The following is a 13,028-nucleotide window of genomic DNA, read 5'->3' on the forward strand; positions in this document are numbered from 1 at the left end:
TAACCATCATGATGCAATCTTCCGGAAAACATAAAATCCTTATCGTGGATGATATCCCGAAAAACATTCAGATTCTGGGGAATATCCTGTCTAAAGAGAATTATCAGATTGCTTATGCGCAAAGCGGCAATCAGGCTCTTTCTATCACGAAATATGAGAAGTTCGATTTAATTCTGCTGGATATTATGATGCCCGGAATGGATGGTTTTGAAGTTTGCCGGGCTTTGAAAAACGATCCGGAAACCAGCGAAATCCCGATTATTTTTCTGACAGCAAAAGCGGATATGAACAGTATTGTGAAAGGTTTTGCCTCAGGCGGGCAAGATTATATTACCAAACCGTTTAATGCTTCGGAACTGCTGGCCCGTACCCGCACCCACATTCAGCTGCATGAACAAAAAATTGCCCTTCAAGAACTGAATGAAAAACTGGAAGAAAAGGTAAGAGAACGTACCCGGCAACTGGAAGAAGCTTATGAAAGACTGAATCAGACCGAAAAAGCAAAAACCGATTTTCTGGATATTATCAGCCATGAGCTGCGAACCCCGTTGAACGGAATAGCCGGACTGACCACGTTGCTTAACCTTACCGAACTAAATGAAGAACAACGGGAATATCTCCGGTATCTGGAAGAAGTAGCCGGACGGTTAACCCGGTTCTCGGAAACGGCTTTACTGATCACTGACTTAAAAGTCAATCAAAACCAACCCGATTTTCTTCCTACACAAATCAAGTATATCCTGGAATCTGTAATCCATCAATTCGAACAAAAATATCAGGGCAAATACGGAACGGTAAGGCTGGTCATGGACAATGAAAAGATGATGCTCTCTGCCAATACTTCGTTGCTCAAGAAATCGTTGGATATGTTGTTGGAGAATGCGGTAAAATACGGGGGGCCGGAAGTTAATATTCAGTTAACGGTAACCCGGACGAAAAAAAATACAATTATTTCGTGTGAAGATGACGGCCCCGGGTTTAATGAAAAAGCCCGGCAACGTCTTTTTGAAATTTTTACCACCGGTGATATTCTGCATGACGAAGGTACAGGCCTTTCTCTGGCAGCCGTGAAGTTGATTATGGATTACCATAATGGGAAAACAGAAGCAGGAAACAGACCAGAAGGCGGAGCATACGTCCGATTGATCTTTTAATAACATCGTTTTTTACAATATTATTTGTAATAACGCCGGCTTGAGATTAGATGTAAAATGATGCTATACTGCTGATTAGTGTCTGGTAATACATATTTCTGAAACAGGTCGAAAACAGCCGTTATATCCGTTTTTCCGGTGATTTTTCACTTGCCGAAAATTTTCCTGTTCCGGTATTCATCGAATAATGAAACTTTTTACATTTGTCCCCTGACAACCATGAAAAGAAAAAGAAAATTCTCCGATACACTGCTTATACTCAGCAGAAGAATTCCCGACCGTCAATTGATGATTGTGCTCAGTGTGGTAGTCGGTTTTTTGGCCGGGATGGTAGCGGTTGTGATGAAAAATCTGGTTTTTATCATCAAAAAATTGCTCACCGGAGGATTCGAAATCGATTATTCCAATTATTTGTATGTGGTATATCCGGCTATTGGTATTTTGCTGGTGATGCTTTTTATCAAGTTTATTTTGCGGCGGCCGGTGCGTGATGGAATTCCTAATGTGTTGTATTCCATTTCGCGAAATCACGGAATTATCAAACCACACAACACTTTTTCGTCAATTATCACCAGTACCATTACGGTGGGTTTTGGCGGATCGGTAGGATTGGAAGGTCCTACGGTGGTTACCGGAGCCGCTATTGGTTCGGTGATTGCCAAAAAACTGGGACTTAATTACAAACAGGTGGTTGCCGTGTTGGGGTTTGCCTCAGCAGCAGCGATGTCGGCTATTTTTAAAGCCCCTATTGCAGCGATTGTCTTTGCCTTGGAAGTGATTCTTTTCGATATGACCATGAGCTCGCTGGTCCCTTTGTTGCTGGCTTCCATTGTAGCTGCCATTACTTCATACGCTTTCCTTGGGCAAGATGTACTTTATCCTTTTCAGGTGGTGTATCGTTTTACGCTTTCCGATACGATTTACTATTTTGCCCTTGGGGTGTTTTGTGCCATGATTTCGGTGTATTACATCAAAGGATATGTACTTAGCGGACGTATCTTTGATAAGATTCCGGGTTGGCTTACCAAATTGTTGGTTGGCGCTTCGTTGCTTGGGTTTTTAATTTTTCTGATGCCGGCACTTTACGGCGAAGGTTACGAAGCGATTAATACGGCTTTGAAGGGAAATCTTAGTTTTATTTTTGATAACAGTATCTTTTACGGCCTGCGCAGTAATCAGGCGGTGGCACTGGTGTTGTTGTTGGCGATTATTTTACTGAAAGTAGTTGCGACTTCGTTGACATTCAGAGCGGGAGGTATTGGGGGTGTTTTTGCTCCCACCTTGTTTATCGGTACCATGACCGGGCTTTTCTTTGCCAAAAGCATGAACTTTTTTGGAATGGCCAGCCTTCCGGTTAGTGATTTTGCTTTGGTGGGCATGGCCGGATTACTGGCCGGGGTAGTTCACGCTCCGTTGACTGCTATTTTTTTAATCGCTGAAATTACCGGTGGTTATTCGCTTATCTTTCCTATTATGATTGTGGCTACCACCTCTTACGGATTAACACGGATTTTTTCCAGCCGCTCCATTTACACCATTCAGCTTTCCGGACACGGCGATATGCTTACCCATCATAAAGACCGGGCATTGCTCTCCATGATGAGCATCAAAACCTTGATCGAAACGAATTTTAAAACCGTACATCCCGAAGGAAACCTGGGGGATTTAATTAAAGTAGTTGCCGAATCGACCCGGAATATTTTTCCGGTAGTGGACGAAGAAAATAACTTTTACGGAATTATTGTCATGGATCAGATCCGGCATCTGATGTTTCATCCTGAAATGTATGAAAAGGTTTCGGTACGCAGCTTGATGTTTCACCCCTCCACTATTGTGGAACTGAGCGATGACATGGAAACGGTAGCGGGTAAATTCCAACATTCGGGAAAATACAACCTGGTGGTATTGGATAAAGGCAAATATGTGGGTTTTGTATCAAGAGCCAATGTTTTTTCGCATTATCGTCAATTACTGAAAGAGTTTTCTGAAGACTAACCGGTCTAACTTCCACTGAAATTTGTATTTGACTTTTTTTTATTCCTTTTAATTTTTTGTCAATTTGTGGCAATAAAATCTGAAGAATCCGTTATAGTTTTACAGTTTTATAAAAGTAATTCTTACTATATTTGCAAAACGTAAGGGAAAAGGACAAAAGTAACGGATTTATAACAGTTTAGATGAGATTGTTTTATAACATCTTTATTTATGGCTATGGCTTCCTTATTCGGTTAGCTGCTCCTTTTTATGGCCCGGCCCGGCAGTGGATTGCCGGCAGAAAAAACCTTTTTTCTGACATGGAGAAAGTTGTGGGCAAACATGAAGATGTGGTGTGGTTTCATGCAGCCAGCCTGGGAGAATTTGAGCAAGGAAGACCGGTCATTGAAGCTTTTAGAGAAACTTTTCCCCGCTATAAAATTCTGCTTACCTTTTTTTCTCCTTCGGGTTATGAATTAAGAAAGAATTACGATGGCGCAGATTATGTTTTTTATCTCCCGTTAGATAAACCCCGGAATGTCCGGCGGTTTATTCAAATTTTCAGGCCTAAACTGGCCGTTTTCATCAAATATGAATATTGGTACAATTTTATTCAGGAGTTATCCAAAAACAAAATCCCGCTCTTTTTTATTTCGGCCATCTTCCGGAAGGAACAATACTTTTTTAAACCCTGGGCCCGGTGGTTTCGGCATCAGTTGCAAAAAGTTACCTGGTTTATGGTGCAGGACAAAACCTCTTCTGACCTGCTTAATTCCATTCATATTTATCACCATCAGATTATTGGTGATACCCGTTTCGACCGGGTTTTGAAGATCGCTCGTGAGGAAGTTGATTTTCCGGTAATTCAGCAGTTTGTAAATCACAGCGATGTGATGGTTTGCGGGAGTACCTGGCCTGCCGGTGAAGATATTCTCAGTGCTTATCTGAAACAGAATCAAAAAATAAAAATGATTCTGGCTCCGCATAAAATCGATGCAGAACATATTCAGGAGATCAGAAAAAAGTTTAACGCTTTTCATCCGGTTTTATATTCGGAAACCGGCAAGGCACCGGTGGATGAAAAATCAAGGATTCTGATCATCGACACGCTGGGAATCCTTTCTTATTTGTACCGGTTTGGCCAAGTGGCTTATGTGGGTGGCGGATTTGGTTCCGGAATTCATAATCTTCCGGAAGCTGCGGTTTATGGCGTCCCTGTTATTTTTGGGCCGCATTATAAGCCGTTTCGCGAAGCACACGATCTGCTGAAAAACGGAGGGGGTTTTACCATTCAGGATAAAAAAAGTTTTTTTGCTGTGGCTGACCGTTTATTTCAGCAGCCGGATTTCCGCATCCAGGCCGGACAAGCAGCCAAGCAATATGTGGAAAAAGAAGCGGGAGCCACTTTTCAAACCATCGAAAAAATCAAAGAGTATTTGGTGGCTCAACAAAAAGAAAAATTATCACGGAACTTATAAATCAATTTAATATCAACCAAAACAAGTAAATATGGATACAATACTAAAAAAGGCTTTACGAAAGCCTACAGCAGCCGACACCATTTTCCTGGTGAAAGACGGCAAAGACTTAACTCATCTCGGACTTACCGAAGAAGAAATTAACTATGTAAAAAAACAGCATCGCCTGAACCATAACGTGGTTTCAATTAACCGGTATAAAAATGTTTTAACGGTTGTTTTTGGTGAAGTGGTCGGTACCCGTGCCGTTCGGCTTGAAGCTTATCGTCAGCGGGGTGACGAAGCACAGGCACAGCTTAACCAGGCCCGTGTAGAACGTACGGTTATCTTTAATGTAAGTGTGGAAAAAGAAGAAACCCTGGCTTTTACCGAGGGTTTCCTGTTGGGGAATTACGCATTTAACAAATATAAAAAACCGGATAAGAAAAAAGACAATACCATTGAAGAAGTCGATGTGTATGATGGCGAAGTAACGGAAGAGGATCTTCAGGAACTGCAAATTGTTTTGGATGCGGTTTATGCAGCCCGTAATTGGGTAAACGAACCGGTTTCGTATCTGACAGCAACTCAATTTGCCGAAGAAATCAAAGCGCTGGCACAACAGGCAGGAGCCAAAGTGGAAATCTTTAACAAGAAAAAACTGGAAAGCCTGAAGTTTGGTGGGCTGTTGGCTGTGAACAGAGGCAGCGTGGAACCTCCGACGTTTACCATTGTGGAATGGAAACCTAAAAATGCCAAAAACAAAAAACCTTATGTGTTTGTAGGTAAGGGGGTTGTGTACGATACCGGCGGACTGAGCCTGAAGCCGACCAATTTTATGGATACCATGAAAAGCGATATGGCCGGAGGCGCTGCAGTGGCTGCTGCGCTGTATGCTATTGCCAAAGCCAAACTTCCGGTATATGTGGTCGGACTGATTCCGGCAACGGATAACCGTCCGGATGGAAATGCTTATACCCCCGGTGATGTCATTACCATGCATGATGGTTCAACGGTGGAAGTGTTGAATACCGATGCAGAAGGCCGAATGATTCTGGCTGATGCGCTGAGCTATGCCAAAGAATATAATCCGGAGCTGGTAATTGATATGGCTACACTTACCGGAGCGGCTGCCCGTGCCATTGGTCCGCAGGCTATTGTGGGAATGGAAGCCAAAGCAGATGACGATTTTGAAAATCTGAAAAAAGTAGCGGCATTAACCCACGAACGGATTGTGGAATTTCCTTTCTGGGATGAATACAAGGAAGCTTTGAAATCTAAAATCGCCGACCTGAAAAATATTGGTGGCGTAGAAGCCGGTGCCATTACGGCCGGTAAATTCCTGGAGCATTTCACCGCTTATCCGTACATCCATCTTGATATTGCCGGTCCGGCATTTTTAGATAAGAAAGACAGCTATCGTGGTGTTGGCGGTACTGGTGTAGGAGTAAGACTCTTTTACCATTTTATCCGCTTTATCATGGAATAAAATCACGTTGTTTGAAAACAAAAAAGCCGCAGAGAATTTTTCTGCGGCTTTTTTTATTTATGGTTTTAACCATTGATCGAAATAACTTTTGATTTTCCGGGTAAGTTGTAACCGGTCGCGGCCGGTTACGCCATGTTGATGCCCCGGATAAACAAAGTAATCCATCAATTTGTTATCGTGAATGGCTTTTTGAACAAACAATAAACTGTGTTGCCAAACAACTACCGGATCCATGGTGCCGTGTATCAGCAGAAGATGACCTTTCAGGTTATCCACATAATTCAACAGACTGGCTTCTTTATATCCTTCCGGATTTTGTTGTGGCGTATCCATGTATCGTTCGCCATACATGACTTCGTAATATTTCCAATCGATAACCGGTCCGCCGGCAACGCCCACCTGAAAAACACCTGGTGTACGAACCATTAACGATGTGGTCATAAAACCACCAAAGCTCCAGCCATCCACGCCCATGCGGGTAGTATCCACATATGGTAATGATTTCAGGTATTTTACTCCGGTAAGCTGGTCTTTTATTTCATTGGTTCCCAGATGACGGAAAATCACCTGTTCGAAATCGCGGCCACGGTTTTCAGAACCGTGATTATCGAGTGTAAAGATCAGATAGCCATTTTCTGCCAGGTAATTAAGCATAAATCCGGCGCCACCCAGCCAGCTGTCGGTAATGAGCTGGACGTGCGGGCCACCATAAACATAAACAATGACCGGATATTTTTTGGTGCTGTCAAATCCGACCGGTTTAATCATTCTGCAGTATAACGGAGCTCCGTCAATGGTTGATTTCAAGGTGAAGATCGACATTTTACCCAGTTTATAATCAGCCAGCGGGTCTTTATCATTCTGGATTACACGAACAATCCGGCCACGGTCATTTAAAACCTGATATCTGCGGCAAACATCCGTGCTGCTGAAAATATCGATAATGTATTTACCGTCTTTGCTCACTTTTGCACTGTGTGTGCCGTGGTCAGGACTCAGCCGGATGACCTTGCCGTTTCGTAAATCAACCGAATAGATATTTTGTTGTAACGGACTTTCTTTGGTGGAGATAAAGTAAACATAATGTTTTCTGAAATATCCCAAAACATGAGTTACTTCCCACTTCCCTTTGGTAAGTTGTTTGATCAGCTTTCCATCGGTATTGTAAAGATACAGGTGGTTCCACCCGTCGCGGCGGCTGTTCCAGATAAATTCGTCAGGATTAAACGGATTGAAATACAGAGGAAACAGCGGCTCTACATATTTCGGATTCGTTTCTTCAAAAAGGGTTTTTACCAGCTTTCCGGTGGAGGCATCATACTTGTTCAGCCACATGTGATTTTGGTCGCGGTTGAGTACAGCAATGTAAATGTATTTTCCGGCCGGTCCCCAGGTGATGTTGGTCAGGTATTGTTCTGATTTCGGGTCGGTTTTCAGGAAAAGGGTTTTTCCGGTTTTAAAGTCATAAACACCAAGTGTAACGTATTCACTGGGCGTTCCGGCCATGGGATACTTAATGTATTTTACTTTGGCAATCCGGTGATTGATGTCAACCAGCGGATAGTTAAAAACACGAGACTGATCTTTGCGGTAAAAAGCCAGTTTTTGTCCGTTGGGCGACCAGAAAATCCCTTTGGTAATTCCAAATTCGTTGCGCGATACAATCTGGCCATTTACATCGTCCGGATTTTTATCGTGGGTAATTTGGGTAACCTTTCCGTTTTCTGCAAAATAGAGGTTGTTTTTAATGGTGAATGCTACTTTGCCGGTTTTTGGGTTAAAACTTACGTTTTCGGCAGTATCCGGTATCTGATTAAGCTTTTTGATTTGATGTTGCGTATAATCATACAAATAAAACCGGCCTTTGACCTCAAAATCGGCTTTTCCTGTTACAGGGAACTGAAAACGGGGGAATCGTTGTACGGTATCCTGTTCTGCTTTTTTCAAATCAAGATTTAATGTGTGAAGATCAAAAAGTAGTGTGGTTTTTCCGTGAAGCGCATCGGCTTTAAAAAGGCTGTCATTTTTTGAAAATACGTAATGATCTGTTTTCCCCAGCCACTGTAACTGATTTACCCTTTTGGGAAATAATGCGGGATTCAGATAAGAAGCATCTGCAGCCGTCATGGTTTTTTGTTGGGCCTGCAGGCTAAAGGTGGTAGCAAAAAAGAGTGCCAGCACCGTAAATGTCCATTTTTTCATTTGTTTAAAATTTTAGTCAAATGCAATAAAACAGGCAAAATTAGCGGTTTTCAGCGAAAGAGGCGAATCTTTTTCAATCTGCCCTTTTGACCGGTTTTGCCGGAAAGTTTTTTGCAAAAAGGTTTACTTTTGTGGCATGGGCAAAAAAAACGGAAAGAAAAAGTACTATGTAGTTTGGCGTGGATTTCGTCCGGGGATTTATCATACCTGGGAAGCCTGCAAAGAGCAAATAAATGGTTATGAACGCGCACAATACAAATCTTTTTCGTCGCTGGAAGAGGCCCGGGCTGCTTTTGAAAAATCGTATGAAGAAATTCGTGAGCTGAAGGGGAAAAAGAATCTGCACGAACTGACCACCGATAAAAAACCGATTTTAAATAGTCTTTCGGTTGATGCTGCCTGCAAAGGAAACCCCGGAATTTTGGAATTTCGCGGAGTGTATACCGATACTGGTACTGAAATTTTCAGGCGAGGTCCTTATGATCAGGGAACGGTAAACATTGGCGAATTCCTAGCCATTGTTTTGGCGTTGGCCTGGCTGAAAAAAAACAAACTGGTGATGCCGGTTTATTCTGATTCGCGCACGGCGATTGCCTGGGTCAGAAAAAAACAGGTAAATACCAAACTCAAATGGACGAAAAAGAATGAGGAATTGCTCAAAGCAGTGCACGGAGCGCTTCGCTGGTTAAAAGAGAATGATTACAGCAACATTCCCATTTTAAAATGGGAAACCCGCCTTTGGGGAGAGATCCCGGCAGATTACGGAAGGAAATAAAAAAAGCCGGTGTTTAACCGGCTTTTTTTGAATATAAATTGAGGAGGAAATCATTACATCATACCAGGCATACCGCCGCCACCCATCGGAGGCATAGCAGGAGCCGGGGCATTTTCCTCTTTGTGTTCGCTTAATACACACTCGGTTGTCAGCAACATACCTGCAATGGAAGCTGCGTTTTCAAGTGCTACACGCGAAACTTTGGTCGGATCGATAACACCTGCTTTGATCAGGTTTTCGTAAGTTTCGGTGCGTGCATTGAAACCAAAGTCACCTTTTCCGGATTTTACTTTATTTACGACTACAGAACCTTCCAGTCCGGCGTTTTCAACGATTTGACGCAATGGTTCTTCCAAAGCACGTTTTACGATAGCAATACCCGTGTTCTGGTCTTCGTTTTCGCCCTTCAGTTTTTCCAGTGCTTCGATAGCACGGATATAAGCTACACCACCACCGGGGATGATACCTTCTTCAATAGCAGCACGGGTAGCAGCCAAAGCATCTTCGAAGCGGTCTTTTTTCTCTTTCATTTCCACTTCGCTGGCAGCGCCCACATAAATTACTGCTACGCCACCGGCCAGTTTGGCCAAACGTTCCTGTAATTTTTCTTTGTCATAATCCGAGGTAGTGGTTTCAATCTGGGCTTTAATCTGGGCTACGCGGGCATCGATGTTTTCTTTTGAGCCTTTTCCGCTGACAATAGTTGTATTTTCTTTGTCAATGGAAATTTTTTCGGCTTCACCGAGCATGTCCAGTGTAGTATCTTCCAGTTTGTAGCCTTTTTCTTCGGAAACCACAGTACCACCTGTTAAAATGGCAATGTCTTCCAACATTTCTTTTCTTCTGTCACCGAAGCCAGGAGCTTTAACAGCTACTACTTTCAATGAACCCCGCAAGCGGTTTACAACTAAAGTAGCCAAAGCTTCGCCTTCGATATCTTCGGCAATGATCAACAGCGGTTTTCCGCTTTGTACTGCTTTTTCCAGAATAGGAAGCAGATCTTTCATTACCGAGATTTTCTTGTCGTAGATGAGGATATACGGATTTTCGTAAACGGTCTGCATTTTTTCGGTATCGGTTACAAAGTAAGGAGAGATGTAACCGCGGTCGAATTGCATTCCTTCTACCACATCTACGTAAGTTTCAATACCTTTTGATTCTTCGATAGTAATAACGCCTTCTTGTTTTACTTTTCCCATGGCTTCGGCAATCAGTTCGCCAATGACGTGGTCGTTGTTTGCCGAAACAGTAGCTACCTGTTCAATTTTTTCTTTGTGGTCGCCTACTTCCTGCGTTTGTTCTTTCAACGATTTAATCACTTCCTGAACGGCTTTGTCCACACCGCGTTTCAGGTCCATCGGGTTGGCACCGGCAGTAACGTTTTTCAGTCCGGTGGTTACGATGGATTGTGCCAGAACAGTAGCAGTCGTTGTTCCGTCACCTGCCAGATCGTTGGTTTTGGAAGCCACTTCTTTTACCATTTGGGCTCCCATGTTTTCGATAGGATCGGTCAGTTCGATTTCTTTGGCTACGGTAACACCGTCTTTGGTCACTTGCGGACCGCCAAAAGATTTGTCAATAATGACGTTTCTTCCTTTAGGACCCAAAGTAACTTTTACTGCATCGGCTAATGCGTCTACGCCTCTTTTCAGTCCGTCTCTTGCTTCGAGATTGAATAAAATGTCTTTTGCCATTTTTCTTAAATTTTTATTTTGTTATTACTCGTTTTCTTTAAATAATTGCCAGTATATCTGACTGGTTTAAGATCAGATAATCTTTCCCGTCAAGGGTAATTTCAGTTCCGGCATACTTTCCGTAAAGCACACGGTCACCGGCTTTTACTTTGATGTTATTGTCTTTATCATTGTCGGGAACAGCCACTACCGTACCCTGTTGGGGTTTTTCTTTGGCTGTGTCGGGGATAATAATTCCACTTTCTGTTTTTTCTTCTGCCGGAGCAGGTTCTACAACCACCCTGTCTCCAAGCGGTTTGATGTTCAACTTATCCATAATCTCTCTCTTTTGTTTTCGTTTAAAATTTTGAACTGCTCCCTTACTGTCATATATTATGCCAAAGTGCAGGCATAAAAAAAATGTCAGAACGCTTATGACATTCTGACATTTTTATGGGATAAATAAACCGGAATTATTTTTTCTTCTTCTCGGTTGTTTTTCCGGTATTATTTTGTGTGGCCGGACTTATTGGGGGTGCCTGAAAGTCAACAGCCGGTTGTTTCAGATTATTAATTTTGTTCTGCAACTCCGTATTCTGCATATTTCCGGTTTTGTTTCCACGGGGAATAATCATGGTAGCTGTAAGACTCAGCAAGAGTAATACTACAGCAAGTGTCCAGGAAGCTTTTTCGAGAAAATCAGCAGTTTGACGGGCTCCCATAAATTGGTTTCCACTACCAAAGTTAGCAGCCAGACCGCCTCCTTTTGGGTTTTGTACCAGCACAATCAATCCCAACAGGATACATACAATTAAAATCAGTATGGAAATGAAAATATACATCGTTGTAATTTTTAAATGTTTACGTTCTTTTTTGCTTTTTCAATAAGGGCTGCAAAGTAACTACTTTTTTCCGGAAATTTCAAAATTAATTTTTCGTAAATGTGAATGGCTTTTTCGTAGTGCCCCTGAGTCATATAAATATTGGCCAGTGTTTCGCTCACAATGTTTTCCTGGTCAACCACGCTTTGTTTGGCGTATTCTACCGGATCGTAAAAAGTACTTTTAACAGGTGTTGAAATCGTCGGTTTGTTTTGAATGAACGAATCAATGAGTTCTTGTTTGGATAATGGTTTTTGTTTTTTCTTTTTTTCTTTCTTTTTCTGTTCCTTTTCGGCTTCAATTTCGCGGATGCGTTCTTCAATAATCTTTTTCAGTTCTTCGATGGTGTACGAACGGAGTTCATCTTTCGGTTTTTCCTGTTTTTCAGGTTCTTTTTTCGGCGGTTGGGGTTGGTCTTTTGTTGTTTCTTTTTTGTCCGCAGTTTCAGTTTCCGGTTTTTTTTCGCTTTGTTGGCGGGTTTTGTCAGAATGGCTTTTCTCTGTTTCTTCCGGAGCTTCCTCGTCAGGCAAGACAATACGTACCGGCTCGTCGCTCAAACGGTCAATATGTTTTTTTAAAATGCGGCGGTTTCCGGCATAAATGGCGGTCATCTTCAGTTCAGCATCATACAGTACATTTTTATCCATAAAATACTTGAGAACCAAAAGGGTACGAACAGTGGAACAGTACGGAAAATCTTTTACCAATGCCGTTAACTCAGACAACGGGGCTTCGGCCAATTGACGGGGTTGTTGCAAATAGGATGTAAACTGTTCGCGATTCATAATACGAAAGTAATAAAGTTTTGATTACCAGTTAGCCAGTGCCTTGTTAAAAATATTGTCCGTCAGGTCATCCACAATTTGCTTAATCAGGTCGGCTTTTATGGAATTGAAGTTTTCTGTGGACGGATAATCTCTGTATTGGGTAAATGTGGTTTCAAAATCTTTGGAAGGATCCTGCTTGCTGGTGTAATGAACTTTTACCGAAATGGTAAGCCGGTTCAGTGCTGCGGTTTCGTCGCCCTGAATAGCTACCGGTGTGGTTGTATAAGAAACAATAGCTCCTTCCAGATTAATATCTCCGTTTTTTTCCACCATTTTCAGGTTGGTTTGCGAAGTAAAACGGTCGCGTAAGGCATTCGTAAAAATGGCACTTAAAGTGGGTTCAACAATATCGGCCTTGTTGGGGAAGTAGTGAATAGACATGGTTTTGGCTCCTGCCGGAATGGAAGCGCCTGTAAATGAATAAACCCCGCAGGAAGAAAAAAAGAGCACGGGTAAAATCAAAAACAGCACAGGAATAAACAGGATATTCCTATCTTTGAAAGTTTTTGGAAAAACGGATATTTTCTTGAACAGGGCCAAAATCAAACTTTTTTACCGGGCAAAGGTAAAAAATCCGTTCGTTTAAATAGGGTCCT

At 42.3% G+C, this 13,028-nt stretch carries 11 protein-coding genes; 5 read left to right on the forward strand and 6 right to left on the reverse strand.

The genetic code is table 11. From position 1 onward, the window contains the following. Window positions 1–8 precede the first annotated feature (8 nt). The 4 genes from LA303_RS01435 (at window position 9) to LA303_RS01450 (ending at window position 6,074) form a co-directional block, all read left to right on the forward strand. Entirely contained in the window at window positions 9–1,154 is a 1,146-nt protein-coding gene (locus LA303_RS01435; protein WP_240526161.1) for a hybrid sensor histidine kinase/response regulator, read from the forward strand. 219 nt (window positions 1,155–1,373) lie between these two features. Next, window positions 1,374–3,149 carry a chloride channel protein gene (locus tag LA303_RS01440; protein WP_240526162.1) on the forward strand — a complete coding sequence of 592 codons (1,776 nt, stop codon included), beginning with the start codon at window positions 1,374–1,376 and terminating at the stop codon, window positions 3,147–3,149. A 182-nt stretch (window positions 3,150–3,331) separates the two neighbouring features. Then, the gene (locus tag LA303_RS01445; protein WP_240526163.1) at window positions 3,332–4,606 is read left to right on the forward strand and encodes a 3-deoxy-D-manno-octulosonic acid transferase; all 1,275 of its coding nucleotides are present in this window, start codon (window positions 3,332–3,334) and stop codon (window positions 4,604–4,606) included. 31 nt (window positions 4,607–4,637) lie between these two features. Beyond that, window positions 4,638–6,074 carry a leucyl aminopeptidase family protein gene (locus tag LA303_RS01450; protein WP_240526164.1) on the forward strand — a complete coding sequence of 479 codons (1,437 nt, stop codon included), beginning with the start codon at window positions 4,638–4,640 and terminating at the stop codon, window positions 6,072–6,074. A gap of 57 nt (window positions 6,075–6,131) precedes the next feature. Here LA303_RS01450 and LA303_RS01455 read toward each other — a convergent pair whose 3' ends face one another. After that, entirely contained in the window at window positions 6,132–8,276 is a 2,145-nt protein-coding gene (locus LA303_RS01455; protein WP_240526165.1) for a S9 family peptidase, read from the reverse strand. 136 nt (window positions 8,277–8,412) lie between these two features. Between LA303_RS01455 and LA303_RS01460 the strand changes: the two genes are divergently transcribed. Beyond that, window positions 8,413–9,051, forward strand: coding sequence for a ribonuclease H1 domain-containing protein (locus LA303_RS01460; RefSeq protein WP_240526166.1), 639 nt, complete (start codon window positions 8,413–8,415; stop codon window positions 9,049–9,051). A 53-nt stretch (window positions 9,052–9,104) separates the two neighbouring features. Here LA303_RS01460 and groL read toward each other — a convergent pair whose 3' ends face one another. The 5 genes from groL to LA303_RS01485 all read right to left on the reverse strand — a co-directional run bounded on the left by groL (window position 9,105) and on the right by LA303_RS01485 (window position 12,972). Further along, window positions 9,105–10,745, reverse strand: a complete 1,641-nt coding sequence (groL, locus tag LA303_RS01465) for a chaperonin GroEL (protein WP_240526167.1) — start codon at window positions 10,743–10,745, stop codon at window positions 9,105–9,107. Window positions 10,746–10,782: 37 nt separating this feature from the next. Next, window positions 10,783–11,061 (reverse strand): co-chaperone GroES, encoded by a 279-nt coding sequence (locus tag LA303_RS01470; RefSeq protein WP_240526168.1) that lies wholly within the window; start codon window positions 11,059–11,061, stop codon window positions 10,783–10,785. A 136-nt stretch (window positions 11,062–11,197) separates the two neighbouring features. Beyond that, window positions 11,198–11,566 carry a preprotein translocase subunit SecG gene (secG, locus tag LA303_RS01475; RefSeq protein ID WP_240526169.1) on the reverse strand — a complete coding sequence of 123 codons (369 nt, stop codon included), beginning with the start codon at window positions 11,564–11,566 and terminating at the stop codon, window positions 11,198–11,200. 11 nt (window positions 11,567–11,577) lie between these two features. Beyond that, window positions 11,578–12,390: a tetratricopeptide repeat protein gene (locus tag LA303_RS01480; protein ID WP_240526170.1), complete on the reverse strand. Its 813-nt coding sequence runs from the start codon at window positions 12,388–12,390 to the stop codon at window positions 11,578–11,580. Window positions 12,391–12,414: 24 nt separating this feature from the next. After that, a complete protein-coding gene (locus LA303_RS01485) occupies window positions 12,415–12,972 on the reverse strand; it encodes an LptE family protein (protein ID WP_240526171.1) in 558 nt (185 codons plus the stop codon). Window positions 12,973–13,028: the final 56 nt, after the last annotated feature.

The organism is Candidatus Sulfidibacterium hydrothermale (assembly GCF_020149915.1).
Lineage (GTDB): Bacteria > Bacteroidota > Bacteroidia > Bacteroidales > F082 > Sulfidibacterium > Sulfidibacterium hydrothermale.

Bases quoted from the DNA above. Each gene is read 5' to 3' on its own strand.
- groL (WP_240526167.1), bottom strand. From the start codon at position 10,745: ATGGCAAAAGACATTTTATTCAATCTCGAAGCAAGAGACGGACTGAAA.
- LA303_RS01445 (WP_240526163.1), top strand. From the start codon at position 3,332: ATGAGATTGTTTTATAACATCTTTATTTATGGCTATGGCTTCCTTATT.
- LA303_RS01460 (WP_240526166.1), top strand. From the start codon at position 8,413: ATGGGCAAAAAAAACGGAAAGAAAAAGTACTATGTAGTTTGGCGTGGA.
- secG (WP_240526169.1), bottom strand. From the start codon at position 11,566: ATGTATATTTTCATTTCCATACTGATTTTAATTGTATGTATCCTGTTG.
- LA303_RS01440 (WP_240526162.1), top strand. From the start codon at position 1,374: ATGAAAAGAAAAAGAAAATTCTCCGATACACTGCTTATACTCAGCAGA.
- LA303_RS01435 (WP_240526161.1), top strand. From the start codon at position 9: ATGATGCAATCTTCCGGAAAACATAAAATCCTTATCGTGGATGATATC.
- LA303_RS01480 (WP_240526170.1), bottom strand. From the start codon at position 12,390: ATGAATCGCGAACAGTTTACATCCTATTTGCAACAACCCCGTCAATTG.
- LA303_RS01455 (WP_240526165.1), bottom strand. From the start codon at position 8,276: ATGAAAAAATGGACATTTACGGTGCTGGCACTCTTTTTTGCTACCACC.
- LA303_RS01470 (WP_240526168.1), bottom strand. From the start codon at position 11,061: ATGGATAAGTTGAACATCAAACCGCTTGGAGACAGGGTGGTTGTAGAA.
- LA303_RS01450 (WP_240526164.1), top strand. From the start codon at position 4,638: ATGGATACAATACTAAAAAAGGCTTTACGAAAGCCTACAGCAGCCGAC.